Raw genomic sequence first — 23,487 nt, 5'->3', positions numbered from 1 at the left:
CGGCCGCAGCCTTGCTTCGCTTCGGCGGCTTCTGCCGGGGTTTTCAGGTTTCGAGGCGGAAGCCTATTTTCAGGGTTACCTGATAGTGGGCCAGTTCGTTGTTCTCCACGTGGCCTCTCACGTTCGTCACTTCGAACCAGTCGACGTTTCTCAGCGTTTGGGATGCTCTTTTCACCGCTTTTCTTATTGCGTCGTCCACTCCCTCTTTCGAGGAGCCCACTACTTCGGTTACTCGGTACACGTGGTCCGTCATGGGTCGATGGTTGGGCTCGGCGCTGTCGTTCGCAAGCCGATGTTGCCGTGGGTCGTCGGCCTTCGGCCGTGTTGGTGGTGACGTGCTGGTTCGTCGGCCTTCGGCCGTGGGGTGGGGGTTGTCGGCCTTCGGCCGTGGGGTGGGGTGGTGGGTGGTCGGCCTTCGGCCGTGTTCTGGGTTTTGGCGGCCTTCGGCCGTGGGGTGGGTTTCTCGGGCTTTCTCCCCCGGCTTTCTCCCCTGGGCTTTGTCCTCTGGGTTTGTCCTCTGGCTTTGTCCTCTGGGTTTGTCCGGGTTTTGGTTGTTCGGTTGGGGTTTTTGTTCGGCAAGCAGCTGAATGGACCTTTTTGGGGTGGGGGGTGGGGGTCATCATGGTTTCGTCGGTTTTGGTGGGAGGAAGGTCGTTGCGATGGCGGAGGAACCACCTGCGCCTTTCACCCCTGGCGCCGAGGAGGCCGCCGCTCGGGCGGTGCTCAGCTCGCCCACCTGGGCTTTCGTCTTCGGGGCCGCCGGGGCTGAGGAGACCTCGAAGGTCGCCAACCGGCGGGCCTGGGACAGCGTCTTCCTCGAACACCGGTTGCCCGCCGACGTTTCCCGGCGGTCCAGCGGTTCCGTCGTCTTCGGGGTTGCTTCGGAGGCTCCGATCGCCGTTGCTCCGATGGGGATTCCCGCTCAGGTTTGGCCGCACGGGGATCTGGAGATCGCCGCCGCTTGCGCCGAGGCCGGGATTCCCGTCGCCGTGTCGACCATGGCTTCCGCCCGGCTCGAGGACATCGCCAAGTCCGGGGCCCGCTGCGCTTTTCAGCTCTACTGGCTGCGGGACGCCGCCCTGCGGCGGCAGTTGGTCGCGCGCGCCGAGGACGCCGGGTGCGTCGCGCTGCTGATCACCGTGGACGCGCCCGTTCGGCGGGGCTCGGAACGGGAGCGGCTCGTCGGCTACCGGCCCGGGGTCGACGTCGAGCCGGTCATGGCCGGTAGCGCCGAGATCGATCCCTCGCTGAGCTGGCCGGACATCGAAGAGCTCATCGCTTCGACGCGGTTGCCCGTGTACGTCAAGGGAATCCTGTCGCCCGAGGGCGCGCAGCGGGCCCAGGCCGCCGGCGCGGCCGGGGTGGTGGTGTCCAACCACGGCGGGCGGCAACTGGAGTGCGCACTGCCGACCGCGTTGGCCCTGCCGCGCGTGAACCGGGCGCTGCACGCGACCGACCGCGGCTTCGACGTGGTCGTCGACAGCGGCATCACGACCGGCACGGACGTGGTCCGGGCGCTGGCGCTGGGCGCGTCGTCGGTGCTGATCGGGCGCCAGGTCCTCTACGGCCTGGCCCGCGGCGGAATGCAAGGAGTCCTGAGCGTTCTGCGCCGGATAACGGCGGAGTTCGCCCAAACCCTGATGATGACGGGCTGCGCGACCCCGGCCGAAGCCGCCAACCTCCACCCGCACATCCTCGACGCCTGATCCGAATTCGTGACGGCGTTCCGGGCCTGCGCGGGTTCTCGCCGGTCCGGAACTCGTCAGCCTTGATCAGCTCTCGGTCGGGACGTTGAGGCCGACCGGGCAGGAGACTCCCGTGCCTCCCAGGCCGCAGTAGCCGTTGGGGTTCTTCGCGTCGCTCAGGTACTGCTGGTGGTAGGTCTCCGCGTAGTAGAAGTCCTTGAGCGGGGCGATTTCCGTGGTGATCTCGCCGAGGCCCGCCGCCGTCAGGGCCTCCTGGAAGGCCGTCGCACCGGCTTCCGCTTCCGCCTTCTGGGCCTCGTCCGCGTAGTAGATCGCCGAGCGGTACTGGGTGCCGATGTCGTTGCCCTGGCGCATGCCCTGCGTCGGGTCGTGGTTCTCCCAGAAGACCTTCAGGACCTGCTGGTAGCTGATCGCCGCCGGGTCGAACACCACCAGGACCGCCTCGGTGTGGCCGGTCAGGCCCGAGCACACCTCTTCGTACGTCGGGTTGGGCGTGACGCCGCCGGCGTAGCCGACCGCCGTCGACCACACGCCGTCGGTGCGCCAGAAAGTTCGCTCCGCGCCCCAGAAGCAGCCCATGCCGACCACCGCGGTGGCGTAGCCCTCCGGGAACGGCGGCACGATCCGGCGGTCCGGGAACACCGCGTGCTCCGCCGCCACCGGGAGCGGGGTGGACCGGCCCGGCAGGGCCTCGGCCGGGTCGATCAGCCTGGTCTTGTCACCGAAAAGCGCCATGCACCCGAGGGTACGCGGTGCTCACTGACCGTCCTGCCGCTTGGGATACGGCCGGACCGGCCGGGTTTCCTCCGCCGGGGCGGGCGGCGGCTCGGGACGGGCATGGCGACCGCCGGTGCGGCGGACCGGCGGCCGGGCCGGTGGCGGCCCGGAGTCCAGGTCCCCGGACAACCGCTTGGCCAGCACCGATTCATCCGGCGGCGGCGCGGGCAGGCGGGCCGGCCGTTGCTCCGCCGGGCGGCGAGTGCGCGCGGGCGGCAGCGGGGCGCCGTTCATCGGCAGGCCGTTGAGCCGGCCGCGCGGCGGGCCGTCCGGTCGGGGTGCGGGTGCGACGTCCGGGCGGGGTTGGCCGTCCGGCCGGGGCGCGCCGTCGATCCGCGTGCCGCTCGGCGGAGTGCCGGGGCGCGGCCTGTCGACGCCGTTCGGAGCGCCTCCCGGGCGCGGGGCGTCGCTCGGCGGTCCGGCCGGGCGCGGGGTGCCGCTGCCCGGACGTGCGACATCTCCCGGGGATCCGGCCGGGCGCGGAGTGCCGCCGGGTGAGGTGCTCGGTCGCGAGGCGCCGCTCGCGGGCGGGCCGGCCGGGCGGCCGGGGCGGGCGCGGGGCGGCTCCGGGCCGGGCGCCGGTGGGCGCGGCAGCGGGCGGCGCTTCGTCGTCGCCTCATGCGCTGGCGTGACCGCCTCCGGCTCCTCCGGTTCCAGGTCGTCCAAGTCGTCGAGGTCGTCGAGGTCTTCCGGGTCCTCCTCGACCTCGTCGAGGTCGTCGAGGTCGTCCTCGACCGGCTCGGGTTCCTTCTTCTTCGGCGCCGGGGTGAAGTAGTGGCGCAGCTTCAGCGTCGGCTCTTCGACGAACTTCCAGGACAGCGTGCCGATGCAGTAGGCCAGCGGGGCGGCGCAGATCAGCATCAGCCACGGGTTGTGGATCCCGGCCATCGCCAGCAGCTGCTGGATCGGGAATCCCCACACGTACACGCCGTAGCTGCCGTTGACCCACACCCCCGGCACCGTCAGCCGCGCCGGCCAGAAGTGCCCGGCCACGACCACCGCGTAGCTGACCGCGAAGGTCATCCAGAACGAGCCGGTGATGCTGTTGGGCATCAGCACCAGCACCGCCAGCCCGGCGCCGGCCGCCAGCGGCGACAGCGGGATCCGGTACAGGTTGACCACCACGCCGAAGGCGAACGCGACCAGGAACGCCACCAGCGACTCGACCGGCACGCTGAAGAACGAGCCCGCCGACTCCGAACTCGGCAGCTGCTCCAGGTGCCGGTCCCACGCGATCAGCCCGATCAGCGCCACCGCCATCACCCAGCGGTAGCGGTGCTTCGCGGCGCCGACCAGCAGCAGCGCGTAGAGGCCCGCGTAGGCGATCAGCTCCATCGGCAGCGTCCACAACGACCCGTTGACCGCATTCGGCCACGGGTTGTCCACGAACACGCCCGGCAGCTCGTGCTTCAGCGTGAGCAGGCCGGCGTTGTTGACGACGTAGCCCCAAGTGCCGTTGGCCGCGAAGTACTCGCCGACGGACAGGGTCGTGATCAGCGGGCCGACGATCAGCGCCATGGCGAACGAGACCGTGAGCATGGGCGGCCACAGGCGCAGGACCCGCTTCGCGGCGAACCTGCCCGGATGGGGGTCCCGGACCCAACTCTCCGTGATCTGGAAGCCGCTCATCGCGAAGAAGCCCATGAGGACGCCCTCGTCGGGCTGCAGCGGCCAGTCCGACGGGAACAGGTCGCCCGTTCCGGCCAGCGGTGAACTGTGCCCGTAGATCACCACGAGCGCGCCGATCATGCGGATCCAGGCGAACCCGTGGTGCGGTTCGGCGAACCACTCGGGGCGAGCGTGGACGACCCGCGCGTCATCCACCCAGATCACCCCATCAAGTCATGTCCCCGGCCGCCGAAGTCAACGCTGCGTAGCCTAGCCCGCGACCTGACGGTTGTGGACCCATTACCTCCTCGCGACCCGGTCGGGCCAGACCACGCCTCGGATCGTTATCCGGCCGGTGCCCCGCGTTCCCCCTTGCGGGTGCCAGAATGGCGGTCGATCGCAATGGGGGCGTTCGAGCGAATTCTGGAAAGGGCGCATCGGTGACCTGGCAAGACGAGCTGCAAAATCTCGACGCCGAACTCGCGGCGGGGCGGATCTCCGCCGAGGAGTACCGCCAGCGGCGCGACGCCGTGCTAGGTCGGGCGCAGAACGGGCAGGGCGGACCCGCATCCGGCGGATTCCCGCAGCAGGACCCGTCCTCCGGCGGGTTCCCGCAGCAGCAGCCGCAGGCCGGACCGCAGTCCGGCGGATTCCCCCAGCAGCAGCCGCAGACAGGACCGTCTTCGGGCGGATTCCCCCAGCAGGACCCGCAGGCCGGACCGCAATCCGGCGGATTTCCCCAGCAGCAGGGGCCGTCCTCGGGCGGGTTCCCGCAGCAGCCGCAACAGCAGCAGTCCAGCCCGTTCCCTCCGGCATTCAGCTGGGGAGACGCCGCCCAGTCCGCTCAACAGCAGCAGCCGCCGCCGCAGCAGCAGGGCGGGGCGCCGAGCGAGGCCACGCAGGTCGTGCCCAACCCGCTCGCGCAGCAGCAGGCTCAGCAGCAGGCGCCGCAGCAGCAGGCTCAGCCGCAGCAGCCTCAGCAGCAGGCGCCGCCGCAGTCTGACTCCGAGAGCACCCAGGTGGTCAGCCTCAGCCAGCAGCCGCAGTGGGGTCCGCCGCAGCCGCAGTGGGGCCCGCAGCAGGGCTGGGGCCCCGTCGAGAGCACCGGTACGCCGTGGGGCGACGACCTGCCGGGGACGCCGGAGCACGGCGACGCGTCGTGGATGCGGCAGGGCCCGGAGGTGTTCGAGACGGCGAGCAAGCCCGGCAAGGGCAAGCTGATCGCCGGGCTGTCCATCGGCGGTGTGCTGCTGGTCGGCTTGATCGTCGCCGGGATCTTCTACTTCACCTCCGGCGGCGGCACCACGCCGACCGAGACGACGGCCGCTCCGCCGCCACCGCCCCCGGTGCAGACCCAGGAGCTGCCCTCGCCGCCGCCGGCGCACCCGAATCCCCCGGCCAGCCCGCAGGAGGTGCTGGTCGCCGCGCCCGGCCCGGCGCACCCGTGGTCCGGGCCGCTCGACCTGCCGAGCCTGCAGGGCGCCAAGGCCGGTCTGCTGCAGCCGAAGGCGGTGCTCGACTCCGCGATCCAGCGCGGGCTGATCAACGGCTGGTTCAACGGCGCCGAGGGCACCCCGAGGACCACGATGCTCGCGCTGCAGCTGCCCGACGCGAACGCCGCCAAGCAGGTGGTGGACCAGTACCTGGGCGCCCAGCAGGGTCTGTCCGAAGTGGACGACCTGTCGTACCAGGGTGTCAAGGTGGTGAACGCCGGCGGCGTCTACCGCACCGCCTACGTCGCGCACAACTGGGCGATCATCATCGACGCCACCGGCCCGTCGGACCAGAAGTCGGCGGTCCAGCAGTCCTTCAAGTCGACCCTCGACCAGCAGGTCAACCACCTGCCCCCGACCGTCCGCGACTGACCCCACCTGCCGTCCCCCGCAATTTCAATGGAAATCGAACCTCTGATTTCCATTGAAATTGCGGGGGTTCGGTGTGTCTGGGCCCGGCACACCGGGGTGTGTCGGGCCCAGCCCCATCGGGCCCAGCCCCATCGGGTCAGGCCTCGTCGGGTCAGGCCTCGTAGTCGGTGGTGGCGAGGAGGCTGCTGAGGGCCGCGCGGGAGACATCCGGGCCGAACTGGGCCGCGATGCCCTTCTTGCCCGCCTCCGACATCCGCCGCCAGGCGTCGTCGTCGGTGAGCAGCCGGACCGCCGCCTCCGCGAGCCCCGCCTCGTCGTCGGCGACCAGCACGTCCTCGCCGTTCGTCAGGTGCATGCCCTCGGTCGCCACCGACGTGCCGACCACCGGCACCCCGAGGCTGAGGCTCTCGCCGACCTTGCCCTTGACGCCGGCGCCGAACCGCAGCGGCGCGAGGGTCACGCGGCTCGCCGCGTACTGCGGCTCCAGCTCCGCGACCCAGCCGTGCACCTGCACGCCGCGACCGGCCAGCTCGCGAACCTCGTCGGTCGGGTTGCTGCCGACGACGTGCAGCACCGCGTCCGGGCACTTCTCCCGCACCAGCGGCATGATCTCGGACGCCGCCCAGCGCACGGCGTCGATGTTCGGCGGGTGGTCGAAGCTGCCGACGAACAGCAGGTCCTTGCGCCCCTCCGGCTTCGCCGGGCTCCAGTCGACCTCGTGCACGTTGGACAGCACCCGCACGTCGGCGTCCGGCACCAGCTCGCGCAGCAGCACCTGCTCCGCCTCGGACACCACCAGCGTGACGTCGCAGGAGCGGGTCAGCCCGAGCTCCATCTGCCGCGATGCGAAGGCCTTGCGCCGCAACGCTTCCGCCCGCGCCGCATCGCCCTGCTGCTCGGCGACCTCGGCCTGCCGCTCCAGCCGGAGGAAGTGCACGTCGACGGTGTCGTAGGCGATCACGGCCTGCGGCGCGCAGGTGCGCAGCTCCTCGACGAGGCTCCACGCGACCTGCGGGCGGGACAGCAGGGCCAGCGAGATCTCCGAGCCCGCCTCGTGCAGGAACGCCTGCTGCAGTTCGGGTTCCGGCAGCACCGTGACACCGAGCTGCTGCAGCTCCGTGGTGTAGGGCTCCAGGCGCGCGTGGTTGCCGGGGAAGAACACCACCCGGCAGCCGAGCTGGACGAACTGCTCCAGCACCCGGCGGATCCGCACCGAGCCGGAGTCGAAGTCCGGGCGCGGCACCTGGTGGTCCTTGACCAGCACGATCGGCCCGTGGTGGCCGCGGGTGCCGCGCTGCCGGGCGAGCCAGAGGTTGCGCGGCGAGGCTTCCGGCAGGTGTTCGGCGGCCAGCGTGTCGGCCCACTTCTCCACGAACACCTTGCGGTTGAGCTCCTGGTGCTTCTTCACGCCGGTGCTGAGGTCGGTGCCGTTGGACACGCCCTCGTGGTGCACGACGACGGCCTTCGGCTGCACCACGGTGCGGTAGCCGGCCGCGCGCACCGCGAACGCCAGGTCGGTGTCCTCGTAGTAGGCGGGCGCGTACCGGGTGTCGAAGCCGCCGACCTGCCGGAACACGTCGGTGCGGACCAGGATCGCCGCGCCGGAGCAGTAGTCGACGTCGCGCACGACGTCGAACTCGGCGCCGCCGTTGGTGGTGTTGCGGCCGTAGTTCCAGCCGTTGCCGTCGGCCCACACGATGCCGCCGCACTCCTGCAGCCGGCCGTCCGGGTAGACGAGCTTGGCGCCGACCAGCCCGATGCGTTCGTCGCCGCGGATGGTGTCCATCAGGGTGTCCAGCCAGGACTCGGTGACCTCGGCGTCGTTGTTCAGGAAGAACAGGTACTCGCCGCGCGCGTGCTCGGCGCCGAGGTTGCAGGCGCCGATGAACCCGAGGTTCCGCTCGGCGCGCACCAGCCGGACGCCCTCGCAGGCGGCGAGCTTCTCGGCGCTGTCGTCCGGCGAAGCGTCGTCGACGACGATCACCTCGAACGGCACGGACACCAGGTGCCCGCCGAGGAACCGCAGGCACTGCCGGGTGTAGGGCCACTTTCCGTGCACCGGCACGATCACGCTGACCAGTGGTTTGTCGCTGTGCGGCACCGGCAGCGGCCCGGTCTCGGCGGCCTCGTCGACCTGCGGCACGCCGGGCTTGCGCCCGAGCGCGATCTCGTACGCATCGCGCCGCGCGGTGCCGCGCGGCGCTACGCGCTCGATGACCTTCCGGTACTTCGTCACCGCGCGCTGCACCAGCGCGGAGTTCTGCGCCGCGAGCTCCGCGTTCGCGGCACCGAGCTCCGCCGCTTGCCGCTCGGCGTCCGCTGCGCGTCCTTCGAGCCGCGCGACGGTGTCGTGCAGCCACTCGATGCGCGCCGCGTCGCGCTCCGCGCTCTGCTGGCTCTCCTGCAGCTCGCCGCCGATGCGATCCAGCTCGGCTCGCAGCTGCGCCTGCTCGCGGACGCCCTGGTCGGCGCGCCGCTCTTCCTTCTTGCGCAGCTCTTCGAGCCGCGTGATCGAGTTCTTGAGCTCTTCGGCCTCGGCGCGGTTGCGCTGGTAGAGCTCGTTGAGCTTGGCGACGTCCGCGACCGCCACGTCGCGTTGTTCGATGATCGGCGCGACGTCGCCGCCGCGGCGGATCAGGGTGAGGTCGGCGTCGGTCAGCAGCGCCGCGGCGGGCAGTTTCGGCAGGTGCTTGTCGGAGGCGATGCCGAGCAGGTAGGTGTGCGGCACGCCCTGCCGGACCGACCACTCGCCGTCGCGGCCCTGGATGGTCTGCAGCCGGACGCCTTCGATCGCGGTGTCCGGGTCGCCGTGGTCGGCGGGGGTGAGCAGCGATCCGACGGTGACGTTCTGCTTCAGCACCGCCACGTGCCGGAACGCGTCTTCCAGCAGCTTCTCGTACTGGTCCGCGGTGAGTTCCTTGACGTGGTACGGGTTTTCGTTGCCGTGCTCGTGCGAGTAGACCGCCGTGTCCGGGGTGCTGCTCAGGAACAGTCCACCTTGGACGAGCCGGGACCTGACCATGGCCAGCACCGCGTCGTGGTCTTCGACGTGCTCGATCGCCTCGAAGCAGACGATCACGTCGAAGGGCTTGGCGTCGGCGAGCAGCTCGGGGTCGGCGATCGAGCCGACCTCGAAGCTGACGTCGCGGCCGCCGTAGTTGTGCCGGGCGTGCTCGACCGTCGCCGGGTCGATGTCCACGCCGACCACTTCGGCGCCTTCGGCGGCCAGCAGCGCCGCGCCGTAGCCCTCGCCGCAGGCGAGGTCGAGCACCCGCTTGCCGCGCACGAAGCGGGCCGCGAGGGCGTAGCGGTGGTAGTGCTCGTAGATGACTTGGACGTCATCGGTCCACGGCACGCAGCGCTCGCCGGTCCAGTCGATCAGCCGCTTGTCCATCCGGTCCCTTACGACGTGATTGAGTCCCACAGCAGGCTAGCGCCCCGTCGCGGCGTCCCAGGGCGATACTCCGGAACCGGTGCGCGCGATCGCGCACGACGCCGGGTTCGTCCGGCGGCGACGGAGCTCCGCCATGTGGAACTCGGGTTCCGGTGATTCCGATTTTGCCTGAAATTGGGCCAGCCTCGGCCTCGGAAGGGCCCGGACCAGGGCGTGGGAGCGCCCATTTTTAGGCAAAATCGGGCGGCCCTCCCCGGCGGCCGCGGCACCCAGATGAAAAACCTCTCATCTTGTTTTCATGCTCGGCTCCCGGCGGGCGGCGAGAGTGGTGCCATGAGGTCGGTTCCGAAGGCGGTTCTGCTGATCGCGGCGTTGGCGCTGCCGATCGCCGCCGTGCTGGTGAGCTTCGCGCTCACCGACGGGCCGCGCACCCCGCAGGTGCCGGCCACCGTGCAGGTCGGCAGCTCGCCGGGCCCCGAACCCAGTCGGCCGGCGCCACCGGCCTCGACCGGCGTGCCCACCGAGCTCCCGCCGCCGGCCCCCGACGACGATGACGACGATGACGACCACGACGACGACTGAGCCCACCACGACCAGGTCGTTCGCCAAGCTCCCCGGCCGCCGCGGCACCCGCATCCCGGCGCGCGCGCAGATCATGGGCTGGCTGCTGCTGGTGCTGGTCGTGGTGCTGCTGGCGGTGATCCTGATCGTCCGCTCGTTCCTGCACAACGACGTGAACGACCAGGTGACCGCGTCGATGGAGCAGGAGGCGCACGAGTTCGTCACGTTCGCCGCCACCGGCCGCGACCCGCGCACCGGGCAGCTGCTCACCAATCCCGAAACGCTTTTCGACTCCTACCTGCGCCGCCAGTACCCGGACCGCGACGAGGCCCTGATCGGCGTGTGGGAGACGCCGACCGGCCTGCGGCCGCTGTCCCAGGAGCAGGACGACGAGATCGACCGGTTCGCCAAGGACCAGGCGCTGCTGCAGCAGATCGTGGCCGCCCCGAGCAACTACGGCTGGCTCGACACTCCGGCCGGGCGGATGCAGTGGCTCAAGGTTCAGACCGAGTCCGAGCAGGGCGGCCGGGCCTGGTTCGTGGTCGAGCGCTACACCGCGTCGGCGATGGCCGACGCCGACCGGACCGTGCAGGTGCTGCTGCTGGTCAGCGGCCTCGGCGTGGTGATCGCGGCGCTGTCGTCGTGGGTGGTGGCCGGGCTGATCCTGGCGCCGGTGCGGGCCGTGCGGCAGGCCGCGGCCGAGATCAGCGAGCACGACCTGACCAGGCGCATCCCGGTCGAGGGCCGGGACGACATCGCCGCGCTGGCCGACCAGTTCAACGCGATGCTCGACCGGCTGGAGGGCGCCTTCCGCATCCAGCGCCAGTTCGTCGACGACGCCGGGCACGAGCTGCGGACACCGATCACGATCGTGCGCGGCAACCTGGAGCTGCTCGGCGACGACCCGGCGGAGCGGGAAGAAGTGGTGCGGCTGTGCACCGACGAGCTGGACCGGATGACCCGCATCGTCAACGACCTGCTGATGCTGGCCAAGGCCGACCGGCCCGACTTCGTCACCGCGGCGCCGGTCTCGCTGGCCGAGCTGACCAGCGACATCGAGGCGAAGGTGCGGTCGCTGGCGGACCGCCGCTGGGTGCTCGACGACATCGGCGAGGGCGAGGTGCTGGTCGACGAGCAGCGGATCACCCAGGCGATGGTGCAGCTGGCGCAGAACGCGGTGCAGCACACCGAGCCGGGTTCGGAGATCCGCATCGGCTCCTCCCTCGCCGACGGCGCGGTGCGGCTGTGGGTGACCGACCACGGCCCGGGCATCGATCCGGCCGAGGTGTCGAAGATCTTCGACCGCTTCACCCACGGCAGCAGCCACGGCAAGGGCGGCGCCGGGCTCGGGCTGGCGATCGTCAAGGCCATCGCGGACGCGCACCACGGGCGGGTGCGGGTCGTGTCGCAGCCCGGGGAAGGCGCCACCTTCGCCCTGGAACTGCCCGCCGCCCCACCCCACAACGCGACCGAGGAGACCACTGCATGAGCAAGATCCTGATCGCCGAGGACGAGGCGCGGATCGCGGCGTTCATCGAGAAGGGATTGCGGGCCAACGGCTTCACCACCACCGTCGTCGGCGACGGCGACGCCGCCCAGGACTACCTGCTGACCGGCGACTTCGACCTGGTGGTGCTCGACCTGGGGCTGCCCGGCAGGGACGGCTTCTCGGTGCTGCGGGCGGTGCGGGCCCAGCACGTGACCGTGCCGGTGATCATCCTGACCGCGCGGGACGGCGTGCACGACACGGTCGCCGGGCTGGAAGGCGGCGCGGACGACTACATGACCAAGCCGTTCCGGTTCGAGGAGCTGCTGGCGCGGGTGCGGCTGCGCCTGCGGCCCGTCGACCGGGTCCCGGAGATCACGGTGCTGCGCGACGGCGAGCTCTCGCTGGACCTTCGCACGCGGCGCGCGCAGGTGCCGGAGGGCACGGTCGACCTGACGGCGCGCGAGTTCGCGATGCTGGAGCTGTTCCTGCGGCACTCCGGGCAGGTGCTCTCCCGCGAGCAGATCCTGTCGCACGTGTGGGGCTACGACTTCGACCCGTGCTCCAACGTCGTGGACGTCTACGTGCGGGCGCTGCGCCGCAAGATCGGCACCGAGCGGATCAGCACCGTCCGCGGCATGGGCTACCGCCTGGGCGCCTGAAGCGCGGAGCGCGTGGCGTTTTCGCGCGAAACCGGCGTTCCGCGTGAGGAGGCGGCGCCGCTTTCGCGCGAAAACGGCGCTCACCGAAGCCGAGGCGAGGCGGCGGTCAGGGGGCGTAGCGGAGGATCGCCGCGGTCGCGCCGCCTCCCGGGATGTCCTCGCTGCGCACCGCCATGACCCGGCCGCCGGTGAGCCAGACGCGGCGGGCTATCTCGTCCACCACGCCGTAGGACACCGCGTCGTCGGCCTGCTCGAACGTCACCGCACCCGCCTCGTCGATGAAGCCCGGGACCACGTTGTCGATGTCCACGAACACCGTGTCGACCGCGCCCATCGTGGCGTGCCGGGCCACGTCCGCGATGTCCGTGACCGCCCGGCCCTGGCCGGTGCGCTGCTCGAACAGCTCGCGCAGCTCGCGCAGCCGGTCGGCGTGCAGGTCGTCGAGGACCTCGCGCGTCGCCGACGCCAGCTCGCGGTCGCTGCTCTCCTCCGGGTTTCCGGTCAGGCCGACCGAGGCGAGCTCCGAGGCGGTGCTGACCGACCGGAAGATGCTCGCCAGCGGCTCGGTCGCCGCCAGGACCAGCGGCACGTCGCCGCGCAGCACCGGCCGCAGCGCCCGGTCGACCTGGCGGGAGAACTGGCCCATCCGGACCTTCGGGCCCTCGCCGCCCTGGAACCGGCGGCGCGGCAGGCGGTCGGTGACCGACTCCTTGCCCACCGAACTCTCCACGTCCGCGGGCATCCCCGGCACGTCGACGACGACCGGGTCCATCTCGGGCACGACCTCCAGCAGCCGCACCGAGTTCTGCGCGAGCGCCAGCAGCAGCGCGGTCTGCGGGAAGGTGATCGAGCGCAGCAGCGGCTTGAGGTGGAACCGGTCGGACACCTCGACCACCGCGTTCAGGCGGTTGGGCAGCCGGAAGGTGGTCAGCGAGGTCGGCGTGGCGAACAGCGCGAGGCTGCGGGCCTGGAAGCGCCAGAACTCCTCGTCCTCGGCCAGGTCGGCCAGCTGGCCGGTGATGCCGGCCACGTCCTCCTTGGCGGCGCCCGCCCGGCGGAGCTGGTCGGTCGCCTGCCCGGCGAGGTTCTTCAGCTCGATGCGCTCGGCGTCGCCGCCGGAGGCCGGGCTGGTCGGCAGGTACAGCGAGACGCTGATCGGTTCGCGCGCGGTCAGCAGCGCGTCGACCTGCGCCCGCGTCGGGATGTCGGTGTGCAAGATCGCCATCGGTGCCCTCCCCAGGCGGAACGTCCGGCACCGGCGACGCTACCGAGGCTCCGGCGAACCGGCAGGGCGACGGAGCTCACCCGGCTTCGCCCGTTCCGACGGGCCCGTACCTGCGGTTAAGGTGGTCGGCGTGAACTCGCACTGGCACCGCGTTCTGCCGCCCCCGTCCCGCTGACGGGCGGCGAACCTCCACCACCCCGAAGGCGCAGTTTCAGTTGAAACTGACGGACCCGGGTCTTCTCGTGGCAGTTTCAGTTGAAACTGCACGCACCCACCGGGGTTGACGCGCGCCCGTTCGACGAGTCCTGACGGTTCGCGAACGGAAGAGTTCACCTTGACTGATCAACTGCTCACCGCACCCGCTCCTGCCCGCGGTTTCGTCGCCGGCCCGCTGCCGGTGCTGCTCGCGGCGTTCCTGTGGGGCACCACGGGAACGGCCGCCAGCTTCGCCCCGGCCGCCGCGAGCCCGCTGTCGATCGGCGCCGCCACCATGGGCGTCGGCGGCGTGCTGCTGCTCGTGATCGCCGGGCGGTCCGCGTTCGACGTGCTGCGGTCCGGCCGGACCGGGCTGCTGCTCGTGGGCGCCCTGGCCGTGGCGGTCTACCCGCTGGCGTTCTACTCGTCGATGGCGCTCGCCGGGGTCGCCATCGGCACCGTCATCACGCTCGGCTCGGCGCCGGTGTTCGCCGCGATCTTGGAACGCGTCGTCGACGGCGTCCGGCTGGATCGCCGGTGGGCGCTGGCCGCCGCGGTTTCGGTGCTGGGCCTGCTGCTGATCACCGTCGGCGGCGAGAGCGGCGTCGGCGCGGACGTCATCGTGGGTGCCCTGCTCGGCTTGCTCGGCGGCGCCGGGTACGTCGCTTACTCGTGGGCGGCCGCGCGGATGATGCGCGGCGGCCACGGCTCGCGCGCGGTGATGGGCGCGATGTTCGGTGCCGGCGCCGTCGTGCTGCTGCCGGTGCTGGCGTTCACCGGCGGTCCGCTGCTGAGCTCCCCGTCCGGGCTGCTGGTGGTGGGCTACCTCGCGGTGATCCCGATGGGCCTGGCGTACCTGCTGTTCGGGGCCGGGCTGCGCCGCACGTCGGCCAGCGTCGCGACAACGCTGAGCCTGCTGGAGCCGGTGGTGGCCGCGCTGTTGAGCGTGCTCGTCGTCGGGGAACGACTGGGCATCGCGGCGTGGTGCGGCGTCGCGCTGATCGGCATCGGGTTGGTGCTGGTCAGCACGCGCCGCTGAGAACCTGTGCACAGCTGTGGATAACTTTCTCCACAGCTGTGCACAAACCGGTAGCTCAACCAGGTGTTTTCGCAGCTGAGCACCCTGTTGGCAAAGTTATCCACAAGCTTGTGGACAACTGCGCGGCAAAGATGAAGTGCTCCTCATGGGCGGTTCACGCGCGGTTCAGCCGCGGGACAGATCGTTCATGGCGTGAACAGCCACGAGGACACCACGCAGCTGGTGCGCACCGAGTTCGCCACGAGCCCGGTGCGCACCGCCCGCGTGGCGTCCGACCCGAGCGCCGGGCGCGGCTGGGCCATCGGGATCACCCTCGGTGCGCTCGGCCTGCTCGGGCTGATGGCGGTGCTGACCGCGCCGGAGGACGCCGGGGCCGACCAGCTCGGCCGGTCCGGGCTGATCACCATCCTGGTGTTCGCCGCCGCCGTGGCCGGCTGGATGAGCAACCGGCTCGACGACACCTTCGTCGCGCTGTCCGCGGCGGCCGTGCTGGTGGTGCTGGGCGCGCTGGACGCCGAGGAGCTGTTCGAGTCGCTCGGCGCGGACCAGATCTGGCTGCTGGTGGCGGCGTTCGTGCTGGCCGCCGGGATCAACCGGACCGGCCTGCCCGCCCGGCTGGCGATCGCGCTGGTCGGCCGCGCCCGATCGGCGCGCGGCCTGGTGCACCTGATCACCGCGGGCCTGGTGATCACGGCGCTGCTGGTGCCGAGCACGAGCGGGCGCGCGGCGCTGGTGCTGCCCATCTTCCTCGCGCTGGCGGACGCGTTCGCGCACCGGCCGCGCCTGGTCCGGGCCCTCGCCGTGCTGTTCCCGACCGTCGTGCTGCTGTCGGCGATCGCGACGCTGGTCGGCGCCGGGGCGCACCTGATCACCAGCCAGGTCCTGGACAGCACGATCGGCACGGGCATCGGCTTCGGCCAGTGGCTGCTGTGGGGCCTGCCGTTCGCCGTGGTCAGCTCGCACCTGGCCGCAGAGCTGGTCCTGCTGCTGTTCACCGGCCGCGCGGAACGCCGGGCGCGGTTGAGGGTCGACGCCGCCGCGCTGCGCGAGCAGCTCGACGTGCCGCCGCAGATGCGGCGCGCCGAGATCCGCGCCATCTGCCTGCTCGGCACCGTCGTGCTGCTCTGGAGCACCGAGCCGCTGCACGGCCTGTCGCCCGCGCTGATCGCGCTGGCCGGGGCACTGCTGATCGCCTCGCCGCGGTTCGGGACGGTGCGCATCGGCGCCGCGATCTCCGAAATCCCCTGGTCGCTGCTGCTGTTCATGGCCGCCACCACGGCGCTCGGCGAGGCGCTGACCGAGTCCGGGGCCGCCGGCTGGGTCGCCGCGAACGCGCTCGTCGGCGACAGCACGGGCGCCATGCTGATCGCCGTCGTCGCGTTGAGCGTCGCCGCGCACCTGCTGGTGCAGTCGCGGTCCGCGCGGTCGGCGGTGCTGATCCCGCTGATCGTGCCCGCCGCCTTCGCGGTCGGCATGAACCCGGTCGCGCTGGCCTTCGCCTCGACCGCCGCGGCGGGCTTCTGCCACACGCTGCCGTCCTCGGCCAAGCCGGTCGCGATGTTCGCCCGGCTCGACCACGCCTACACCCCGCGCGACCTGCTCAAGCTGTCCGCCCTGCTCGGCCCCGCGCTGGGCGCGCTCGTCGTGCTGTTCGCCCTGTTCGTCTGGCCGGCGCTCGGCCTGCCGCTCATCTGATAAGTCCACAGTGGAGGAGAACATCATGCTGCGCTTCGCCGTCGCCCCGAGCGGATTCAAGGAATGCCTGGACGCCGAGGCCGTCGCCGACGGGATCCGCGCCGGCATCCGCCGGGTGGTGCCCGCCGCGGCCATCGACACCATCCCGCTGATCGACGGCGGCGAGGGATCGGCGCGGCTGCTGGCCCGGTCGACCGACGGCGAGCTGGTGCCGGTCACCGCCACCGGCCCGGTCGGCGAACCGGTGGAGTCGCACTTCGCGCTGGTCGGCGACACCGGATTCGTGGAAATGGCCGCCGCCGCCGGGCTTTCCCTGGTGCCGCCGGGCCGGCGCGATCCCGGCGCGACGACCAGCCGCGGCGTCGGCGAGCTGATCGCCGCCGCGCTCGACGCGGGCGTGAAGAAGATCGTCATCGGCTGCGGCGACTCCGGGACCTGCGACGGCGGTGCCGGTGCGCTGCGGGCGCTCGGCGTTCGCGTGCTGGACGCCGACGGGGCGGAGATCGGCGACGGCGGCGCGGAACTGGTCCGCGCCCGGCGGCTCGACGCGACCGGGCAGGACCCGCGACTGTCCGAAGTGGAGCTCGTGGTCGCGGTGAACCCGACGAACGTGCTGTGCGGGCTGGGCGGCGTCGCGCGCCGCTACGGGCCGCAGAAGGGCGCCGCGCCGGAGCGCGTCGAGCAGCTCGCCGCCGCGATGCAGGTCTGGGCGGAAGTCCTGCGCCGGCACAGCGGAATCCGGTTCACCGACCTGCCCGGCGGCGGCGCTTCGGGCGGGCTCGGCGCCGGGCTGGCGGGAGTGCTCGGGGCGCGGCTGGCCTCGCGGTTCGACGTGTTCCTCGAGAGCAGCGAGCTGGACCAGCGGCTGCGGGCCGCCGACCTGGTGATCACGGCCGAGGGCGCGATCGACGCGTCCACCGCGCTCGGCAAGATCCCGACCGAGGTGGCGCGGCGGGCGAAGCGGTACGGCAAGCCGGTGATCGCCCTGTGCGGCACCATCGGCCCCGGCGCGGACGCCAGCTACGACCACGGGATCGACGCGATCACCGGCATCCTGACGGAACCGGTGGACCTGGCGGACGCGATCACCCGCGCCCCGGAGCTCATCGCGGACGCCACCGCCCGAACCCTCCGCATGCTCCTCGTCGGCCGCACCTTACGAGCGGCCTGACGCGGGGTCGAGTGGAGCGAACGGACCGTTTACTTCGTAAGGCGAGGTGAACAGGCCGTTGACTCCGTCCTCCGAAACCCGCGCATTCAGCAACAGATCCCCAACCCGCAGCAGCGCCATCCGCAAGCCGCGCCAGAGCGAACGGCCTGTTCACTTCACTTTTCGGGGTGAACGGTCCGTTCGCTCCATCCCCGAGGCACGCACCGGCCGGTGGACCAGGTGCTCAGAGAAAGCGGCGTCCGGATGCGGGAAAGGACGGAGCGAACGGACCGTTCGCCTCGTTGGGCGAGGTGAACAGGCCGTTCACTTCAGCGCAGGTCAGCGGCCCGCGGCGTAGCCCTGGGCCCCGCGGGCGTTCGCCGCCGCGCGCAGCAAGCCGGAGTCCGGGTCCCGCGAGACCGCAGACAGGCGGCCGAGCGCCCACGGCCCGGCGTCGAGCACGTCGTGGCCGCGGCGGCGGAGCTCGGCGAGGGTGCCGGCGCCGAGCCGCGACTCCGCGACGACCCGGCCGGGTTCCCAGGCGCGCGGGTAGAACGAGCCCGGGAACGCGCCGGTGTGCCAGGCCGGCGCGTCGATCGCCGCCTGCAGGTTCAGTCCACCGTGGACGTGCGCCAGCCAGAAGCACAGCTGCCACTGGTCCTGCTGGTCGCCGCCGGGCGTGCCGAAGGCCATGGTCGGCACGCCGCCGCGCAGCGCCAGCGACGGGCTCAGCGTGATCCGGGGCCGCTTGCCCGGCGCCAGCGAGTTCGGCAGGCCCTCGTCCAGCCAGAACATCTGCGCCCGGCTGCCGAGGCAGAAGCCCAGCTCGGGAATGGTCGGCGAGGACTGCAGCCAACCGCCGGACGGCGTTGCCGAGATCAGGTTGCCCCACCGGTCGACCACGTCGATGTGCACCGTGTCGCCGCGGCTTTCGCCGGTCGGCGACACCGTGGGCTCGCCGATGCCGACGCCGCTCGGGTCCTTCTCGCCGTCCACGCCGCGCCCCTCGGCGACGTGCGCGGCCAGGATCGCGTCGCGACCGCCCGGCGAGCCGGGGCGCAGCTCCAGCGAGGCGCGGTCGCCGATCAGCGCTCGGCGGGCGGCGGCGTAGTCGCGGGACACCAGGTCGGCGAGGACGCCGGGGTCTGCGGAGTCGCCGTACCAGGCCTCGCGGTCGGCGAAGGCGAGCTTGGCGGCCTCGACCGCGACGTGCACGGTGTCCGCGTCGGCGACGCCGTCGACGTAGTTGATCCGGTCGCCCTCCAGGAGGCGCAGTTGCTGCGCCAGCGCGGGGCCCTGGGACCAGATGCCGAACTTCGCCAGGGTCCAGTCGCCGGGGAGGTCGACGGTCAGCGGGGTTTCGTAGCCCGCCTCGAACTCGGCCATGTCCTGCGCGGTGATGACGCCCGCGTGGTCCCGCCCGGAGTTGTCCCGGTGCGGCGTGCGCACGAACTTCTCGACCGCCTCGGCGACGAAGCCGTGCGACCAGGCGCGGCGGGCCGCGTCGATCTGCGCCTCGCGGCCGGACCCGGCCGCCTCGCCCTCGGCCAGCAGCCGCTCCCACGTGTCGGCCAGCACCGGGTTCTTGAGCACGCTGCCGGGCTTCGGCGCGGCGCCGTCGGTCAGCCAGAGCCGGGCCGAGCTGAGCCAGTGCTCGGTGAACATCGCGCGGACCGTGTCGATGGTCGTGCTGATCCGCTCCACGATCGGAAACCCGTCGCGGGCGTAGCCGATGGCGTACTTCAGCACCTCCCGCAGCGGCTTGGTGCCGTGATCGCGCAGCAACAGCAGCCAGCCGTCCCAGGCGCCCGGCACGGTGGTGGCCAGGAATCCGGTGCCGGGCACCAGGTCGAGGCCGAGCTCGTCGCGGTAGTGGCCGATGGTCGCCGCGGCGGGCGCCGGGCCCTGGCCGCAGAGCGCGCGGGGGCGCGGGTCGTCGGCGGTGGTGAACAGCGCGGGGACCTCGCCGCCCGGGCCGTTGAGGTGGGGTTCCACGACCTGCAGGACGAACCCGGCGGCGACCGCGGCGTCGAAGGCGTTCCCGTCGTCCTCCAGCACCGCCATGCCCGCCGCGGAGGCGAGCCAGTGCGTGGAGGCGACCATCCCGTGCGTGCCGGCGAGTTCCGGGCGAGTCGTAAACACGTCAACCACCTTAGGCGGACGCCACCCGTCCGAGCGATAGCCGAAGCGAGGACATCCCCTGCGCCCAGCACCAGCCGCCCGAGTCAGCGGGAGGGGTCCCGATTGCCCAAGGTGTCGTTTCAGAGCGGGGTCCGGGCGCGTGTGCGGCGTGACCGCCCGGAACGCAGGGCGGCGATTTCGCGCGAAATCGCCGTCGAGCACCGGGCGCCCTCGGATGGGCTTGCCCCGAGCCAACGCCTGGAATCGGGAGGCGCTCAGGCGGGCGTGCCCGCGACCGGGGTTCGGCCGACGCCTCGCCAGGACAGGCCCGCGCGGCGCAGGACGTCCGGGTCGAGGTGGTTCCGGGTGTCGACCACCACCGGGCCGCGCAGTGACTCGGCCAAACGGTTCCAGTCCAGCGTCCGGAACTCCTGCCACTCCGTCAGCAGCACCAGCGCCGCGGCTTCCTTCGCCGCCTGGTACGGGTCGTCCACCAGCTCCACCTCCGGCGGCAGCGCCGGCTCGTCGCCGCGCAGCCCCGGGTCGTAGGCGACCAGCTCCGCGCCGCGCTCCGCCAGCAGCCGCGCCACCTCCAGCGCAGGCGAATCGCGCAGGTCGTCGGTGCCGGCCTTGAACGTCAGGCCCAGCAGCCCGAGCCGCACCCCGTCGAGGGAGCCGCCGCAGGCGTCGGCGACCTTCGCCACCATCCGCTCGCGCTGCCGGGTGTTGGACGAGATGGTCGCCTGCAGCAGCGGGAAGTCGAAGTCCACGGCCTCCGCCACCTGCAGCAGTGCCGCGGTGTCCTTCGGCAGGCACGAGCCGCCCCAGCCCGGCCCCGGCTGCAGGAACGACTGCCCGATCCGGCGGTCGTAGCCCATTCCCTCGGTGACGTCCGAGATGTCCGCGCCCAGCCGCTCGCAGAGCTCCGCGATCGCGTTCACGTACGAGAGCTTGGTCGCCAGGAAGCAGTTCGCCGCGTACTTCACCATTTCCGCGCTCGCGGCGTCCGTGAGCACCGTCGGGGCGCCGAGCCGCGCGTACAGGGCGGCCACCCGCTCGGCCGCGTCCTGGGTGTCCGAGCCGACCACGATGCGGTCCGGGTTCAGGAAGTCGTGCACCGCCGAGCCCTCGCGCAGGAACTCCGGGTTGCTGACCACCGCGACGTCCTCGCGCCCGACCAGCTCGCGCAGCCGCGCCGACGTGCCCACCGGCACCGTCGACTTCGTGACCAGCACGCATCCCGCGGGCAGCAGCTCGCGCACCTCCTGCGCCACCGCCTCCACCACGGCCAGGTCCGCCTTGCCGCCGGCCCCCATCGGCGTCGGCACGCACAGGAAGACCACCTCGGCCTCGGCGACGGCGGCCGCCGAACCGACCACGAACTCCAGCCGTCCGGCCGCGATGCCTTCCTGCACCAGCTCGGCCAGCCCGGGCTCGTGGATCCGCACCTCGCCGCGGGAGAGCTGCTCGACCTTCGCGGCGTTCACGTCGCTGCACACCACCCGGTGCCCCAGCGACGCCAGGCACGCGCCGGTCGTCAAGCCGACGTACCCGGTGCCAACAACGACGATTCGACGGGCGAACACAGTCCCCACACCCCTTCACCTCGCACGACCGTTCGGTCGTGGCCCCCTTGGGCATCGTGGCACATCGCCCGCACAGCGGAACCTGCATCGCCAAACGTTCACGCGCCGTACGTCCTGCGTGACGCGCCGGTGAACCGGCGTTTAGGCTCACCGGCCGTGGAGCAGCGACGTTTGGGCGAATCCGGTCTGGTGGTCAGCGCGGTCGGTCTGGGTTGCAACAACCTCGGCCGCCCCGGTACGGCCACCGAATCCCTGTCCGGTGTTCGAGCCGTGGTGGACGCCGCGCTCGACGCCGGGATCACCTTCTTCGACGTGGCCGACGTGTACGGCTCGCCCCGCGGGCGCAGCGAGGAGCTGCTCGGGCAGGCGCTGTCCGGCCGCCGCGAGCACGCGATCATCGCCACCAAGTTCGGCATGGACATGCAGGGCGGCAACGGGCCCGACTTCGCGGCGCGCGGTTCCCGCCGCTACGTGCGGCGCGCCGTCGAGTCGTCGCTGCGGCGGCTGGGCACCGACTGGATCGACCTGTACCAACTGCACCGGCCGGACCGGCTGACGCCGATCGACGAAACGCTCTCGGTGCTGGACGACCTGGTGCGCGAGGGCAAGATCCGCTACGTCGGGCACTGCAACCTCGCGGGCTGGGAGCTCGCCGACACGTCGTGGACGGCGTCCTCGGCCGGGCTGGCCGCGCCGGTGTCGGCGCAGAACCACTACTCGCTGCTGGCGCGGGAGGCCGAACGCGAGGTCGTGCCGGCCTGCAAGCGGTTCGGCGTCGGGATCATCCCGTACTTCCCGCTGGCCAACGGGCTGCTCACCGGCAAGTACCGGCAGGACCAGGAGCCGCCGGAGGGCAGCCGGCTGGCGAACCGGAACCAGATGCTCGCCGACGCCCCGTGGGAGTGCATCGAGCAGCTGCGCGCCTTCGCGGAGGAGCGCGGCATCCCGATGACCGCGGTGGCGGTCGGCTGGCTGGCGGCGCAGGAGGTGGTGGGCTCGGTGATCACCGGCGCCACCACGCCGGAGCAGGTGCAGGCGAACGCGGTGGCGGGCGCCTGGCGCCCCACCCAGGCCGACCTGGACGCCATCGACGCGATCTGCCCGCCCACCGAGCGCTAGGCCCCGACGACGGCGGTGGCGCTCCGTCACCACCGCCGTCGCTTCCGCAGGTGGTGGACGATGTCACGAGCAGTCGGCCGGCATCGGGTGAACGTCGACTTCTCGCGGAATCACGCTCCAGCCACGGCTTCGCGGGTCTTCCAACACAGTCGGTGATCGGGTCCGTCGCTCGGACGGACCCGAGAATCGCACCGGTGGCAGACGCGGCGGCCCTGGCCCGCGGACCAGGCTCTGAACATGGAGCTGATCGGGATCGCCACATTGTTCGCCGGCCTCGCGTTGCTGGCCGCGCTGCCGCTGGTCGCGCTGCTGGCGTTCGTCGAGATGAGTTCGCAACGACGGGTACGCCGCCATCATTGAGCGCAGGTTCGCCGCCTGCCCGTTCCGCGTCAGGTGCTGGGCACGACCGTTCCCAGGTGTTAGACATGCCGGGACACCAGCAACGAACGCAAAGGAACGAGCAGATGCTGATCACCGACACCGCGGCGATCGTCACCGGCGGGGCTTCCGGCCTTGGCGCGGCCACCGCACGAGCGCTCGCGTCGCGCGGCGCGCAGGTCTTCGCGGTGGACTTGCCGGACTCGGTGGCCAACGCGCCGGTCGTTGACGGGGTCACCTACACGGCCGCCGACGTCACCGACGCGGACCAGGTGCAGACCGCCGTCGACCAGGCGGCCGGTGCCGGGGTTCCGCTGCGGATCGTGGTGAACTGCGCGGGCATCGGGCCGTCGGCGCGGATCGTCGGCCGCAAGGGCCCGCACGACTTCGACCTGTTCCGCAAGGTCATCGAGATCAACCTGATCGGCACCTTCAACGTGCTGCGGCTGGCCGCCGCGGCGATCGGCCAGACCGAACCCGGCGAGCACGGCCAGCGCGGCGTGGTGATCAACACCGCCTCCGTCGCCGCCTTCGACGGGCAGATCGGCCAGGCCGCGTACTCGGCGTCCAAGGGCGGCGTGGCGAGCCTGACGTTGCCGGCCGCGCGCGACCTGGCGTCGTCGGGCATCCGCGTGATGACCATCGCGCCGGGCATCGTGGACACGCCGATGCTGGCGACCATCAGCGAGGAGTTCCGCACCGGGCTGGCCGAGAGCGTGCCGTTCCCGAAGCGGCTGGCCACGCCGGAGGACTTCGCGAAGCTCGCGCTGGACATCGTCGAGCACGACTACCTCAACGGCGAGGTCATCCGGATGGACGGCGCCCTGCGGATGGCGCCGCGCTGACGATCGGGTGATGGTGGCGGGGGGGGGTGGGGAGGGAGGCAGGACCAACCCCCACACTGGGGCGGCTTTTTGCCA

Annotated in this window: 18 protein-coding genes; 11 read left to right on the top strand and 7 right to left on the bottom strand. The window is 72.0% G+C overall.

The window, feature by feature from the left end; genetic code table 11:
• Positions 1-43 precede the first annotated feature (43 nt).
• Complete coding sequence (locus AC07EQ_RS26820) at positions 44-253, bottom strand: dodecin (RefSeq protein ID WP_358568033.1); 210 nt, start codon at positions 251-253, stop codon at positions 44-46.
• 406 nt (positions 254-659) lie between these two features.
• Between AC07EQ_RS26820 and AC07EQ_RS26815 the strand changes: the two genes are divergently transcribed.
• Positions 660-1,706 (top strand): alpha-hydroxy acid oxidase, encoded by a 1,047-nt coding sequence (locus AC07EQ_RS26815; protein WP_478390627.1) that lies wholly within the window; start codon positions 660-662, stop codon positions 1,704-1,706.
• A 66-nt stretch (positions 1,707-1,772) separates the two neighbouring features.
• Here the strand turns inward: AC07EQ_RS26815 and msrA are convergent, their stop codons facing one another.
• Positions 1,773-2,441, bottom strand: a complete 669-nt coding sequence (gene msrA / locus AC07EQ_RS26810; protein ID WP_478390626.1) for a peptide-methionine (S)-S-oxide reductase MsrA — start codon at positions 2,439-2,441, stop codon at positions 1,773-1,775.
• 21 nt (positions 2,442-2,462) lie between these two features.
• Positions 2,463-4,307, bottom strand: coding sequence for an acyltransferase family protein (locus AC07EQ_RS26805; protein ID WP_478390625.1), 1,845 nt, complete (start codon positions 4,305-4,307; stop codon positions 2,463-2,465).
• A 224-nt stretch (positions 4,308-4,531) separates the two neighbouring features.
• Between AC07EQ_RS26805 and AC07EQ_RS26800 the strand changes: the two genes are divergently transcribed.
• Positions 4,532-5,956, top strand: a complete 1,425-nt coding sequence (locus AC07EQ_RS26800; RefSeq protein WP_478390624.1) for a hypothetical protein — start codon at positions 4,532-4,534, stop codon at positions 5,954-5,956.
• A gap of 151 nt (positions 5,957-6,107) precedes the next feature.
• On the opposite strand, the gene AC07EQ_RS26795 is transcribed toward AC07EQ_RS26800, so the two are convergent.
• A complete protein-coding gene (locus AC07EQ_RS26795; protein WP_478390623.1) occupies positions 6,108-9,350 on the bottom strand; it encodes a glycosyltransferase in 3,243 nt (1,080 codons plus the stop codon).
• Between the two features lie 333 nt (positions 9,351-9,683).
• On the opposite strand from AC07EQ_RS26795, the gene AC07EQ_RS26790 reads away from it, so the two are divergent.
• From AC07EQ_RS26790 to AC07EQ_RS26780, 3 genes are read left to right on the top strand one after another with little or no spacing between them, the layout of a single operon-like run.
• Positions 9,684-9,932 carry a hypothetical protein gene (locus AC07EQ_RS26790; protein WP_478390622.1) on the top strand — a complete coding sequence of 83 codons (249 nt, stop codon included), beginning with the start codon at positions 9,684-9,686 and terminating at the stop codon, positions 9,930-9,932.
• Positions 9,910-11,400: a sensor histidine kinase gene (locus AC07EQ_RS26785; RefSeq protein WP_478390621.1), complete on the top strand. Its 1,491-nt coding sequence runs from the start codon at positions 9,910-9,912 to the stop codon at positions 11,398-11,400. Before AC07EQ_RS26790 ends, AC07EQ_RS26785 begins: the two co-directional genes overlap by 23 nt.
• Positions 11,397-12,059, top strand: a complete 663-nt coding sequence (locus AC07EQ_RS26780; protein WP_478390620.1) for a response regulator transcription factor — start codon at positions 11,397-11,399, stop codon at positions 12,057-12,059. The genes AC07EQ_RS26785 and AC07EQ_RS26780 overlap by 4 nt, the downstream gene beginning before the upstream one ends.
• 106 nt (positions 12,060-12,165) lie before the next feature.
• Here the strand turns inward: AC07EQ_RS26780 and AC07EQ_RS26775 are convergent, their stop codons facing one another.
• Positions 12,166-13,284, bottom strand: a complete 1,119-nt coding sequence (locus AC07EQ_RS26775) for a baeRF11 domain-containing protein (protein WP_478390619.1) — start codon at positions 13,282-13,284, stop codon at positions 12,166-12,168.
• Between the two features lie 334 nt (positions 13,285-13,618).
• Here AC07EQ_RS26775 and AC07EQ_RS26770 point away from each other — a divergent pair, with 334 nt between their 5' ends.
• The 3 genes from AC07EQ_RS26770 to AC07EQ_RS26760 all read left to right on the top strand — a co-directional run bounded on the left by AC07EQ_RS26770 (position 13,619) and on the right by AC07EQ_RS26760 (position 17,384).
• Positions 13,619-14,518, top strand: a complete 900-nt coding sequence (locus AC07EQ_RS26770) for a DMT family transporter (RefSeq protein WP_478390618.1) — start codon at positions 13,619-13,621, stop codon at positions 14,516-14,518.
• A 192-nt stretch (positions 14,519-14,710) separates the two neighbouring features.
• Positions 14,711-16,213, top strand: coding sequence for an SLC13 family permease (locus tag AC07EQ_RS26765; protein ID WP_478390617.1), 1,503 nt, complete (start codon positions 14,711-14,713; stop codon positions 16,211-16,213).
• 25 nt (positions 16,214-16,238) lie between these two features.
• The gene (locus AC07EQ_RS26760) at positions 16,239-17,384 is read left to right on the top strand and encodes a glycerate kinase family protein (protein ID WP_478390616.1); all 1,146 of its coding nucleotides are present in this window, start codon (positions 16,239-16,241) and stop codon (positions 17,382-17,384) included.
• A gap of 318 nt (positions 17,385-17,702) precedes the next feature.
• On the opposite strand, the gene AC07EQ_RS26755 is transcribed toward AC07EQ_RS26760, so the two are convergent.
• Complete coding sequence (locus AC07EQ_RS26755) at positions 17,703-19,466, bottom strand: gamma-glutamyltransferase family protein (protein WP_478390655.1); 1,764 nt, start codon at positions 19,464-19,466, stop codon at positions 17,703-17,705.
• A gap of 293 nt (positions 19,467-19,759) precedes the next feature.
• Positions 19,760-21,070 carry a UDP-glucose dehydrogenase family protein gene (locus AC07EQ_RS26750; protein ID WP_478390654.1) on the bottom strand — a complete coding sequence of 437 codons (1,311 nt, stop codon included), beginning with the start codon at positions 21,068-21,070 and terminating at the stop codon, positions 19,760-19,762.
• 156 nt (positions 21,071-21,226) lie between these two features.
• Between AC07EQ_RS26750 and AC07EQ_RS26745 the strand changes: the two genes are divergently transcribed.
• The 3 genes from AC07EQ_RS26745 to AC07EQ_RS26735 all read left to right on the top strand — a co-directional run bounded on the left by AC07EQ_RS26745 (position 21,227) and on the right by AC07EQ_RS26735 (position 23,412).
• Positions 21,227-22,189 (top strand): aldo/keto reductase, encoded by a 963-nt coding sequence (locus AC07EQ_RS26745; protein ID WP_478390615.1) that lies wholly within the window; start codon positions 21,227-21,229, stop codon positions 22,187-22,189.
• Positions 22,190-22,426: 237 nt separating this feature from the next.
• On the top strand, positions 22,427-22,549 hold the full coding sequence (locus AC07EQ_RS26740; protein WP_358568070.1) for a hypothetical protein: 123 nt from the start codon (positions 22,427-22,429) through the stop codon (positions 22,547-22,549).
• Between the two features lie 104 nt (positions 22,550-22,653).
• Entirely contained in the window at positions 22,654-23,412 is a 759-nt protein-coding gene (locus AC07EQ_RS26735; protein WP_478390614.1) for an SDR family NAD(P)-dependent oxidoreductase, read from the top strand.
• Positions 23,413-23,487 lie beyond the last annotated feature (75 nt).

This window comes from Saccharopolyspora sp. NPDC045839, assembly GCF_056431645.1.
The sequence above is the reverse complement of the archived record's forward strand: the minus strand, read 5'-3'. Positions and strand labels throughout refer to the sequence as shown.

Excerpts from the sequence above, each read along its gene's own strand:
- AC07EQ_RS26820 (WP_358568033.1), bottom strand. The coding sequence starts at position 253 with ATGACGGACCACGTGTACCGAGTAACCGAAGTAGTGGGCTCCTCGAAA.
- AC07EQ_RS26815 (WP_478390627.1), top strand. The coding sequence starts at position 660 with ATGGCGGAGGAACCACCTGCGCCTTTCACCCCTGGCGCCGAGGAGGCC.
- msrA (WP_478390626.1), bottom strand. The coding sequence starts at position 2,441 with ATGGCGCTTTTCGGTGACAAGACCAGGCTGATCGACCCGGCCGAGGCC.
- AC07EQ_RS26795 (WP_478390623.1), bottom strand. The coding sequence starts at position 9,350 with ATGGACAAGCGGCTGATCGACTGGACCGGCGAGCGCTGCGTGCCGTGG.
- AC07EQ_RS26790 (WP_478390622.1), top strand. The coding sequence starts at position 9,684 with ATGAGGTCGGTTCCGAAGGCGGTTCTGCTGATCGCGGCGTTGGCGCTG.
- AC07EQ_RS26785 (WP_478390621.1), top strand. The coding sequence starts at position 9,910 with ATGACGACCACGACGACGACTGAGCCCACCACGACCAGGTCGTTCGCC.
- AC07EQ_RS26780 (WP_478390620.1), top strand. The coding sequence starts at position 11,397 with ATGAGCAAGATCCTGATCGCCGAGGACGAGGCGCGGATCGCGGCGTTC.
- AC07EQ_RS26775 (WP_478390619.1), bottom strand. The coding sequence starts at position 13,284 with ATGGCGATCTTGCACACCGACATCCCGACGCGGGCGCAGGTCGACGCG.
- AC07EQ_RS26760 (WP_478390616.1), top strand. The coding sequence starts at position 16,239 with ATGCTGCGCTTCGCCGTCGCCCCGAGCGGATTCAAGGAATGCCTGGAC.
- AC07EQ_RS26755 (WP_478390655.1), bottom strand. The coding sequence starts at position 19,466 with ATGGTCGCCTCCACGCACTGGCTCGCCTCCGCGGCGGGCATGGCGGTG.
- AC07EQ_RS26740 (WP_358568070.1), top strand. The coding sequence starts at position 22,427 with ATGGAGCTGATCGGGATCGCCACATTGTTCGCCGGCCTCGCGTTGCTG.
- AC07EQ_RS26735 (WP_478390614.1), top strand. The coding sequence starts at position 22,654 with ATGCTGATCACCGACACCGCGGCGATCGTCACCGGCGGGGCTTCCGGC.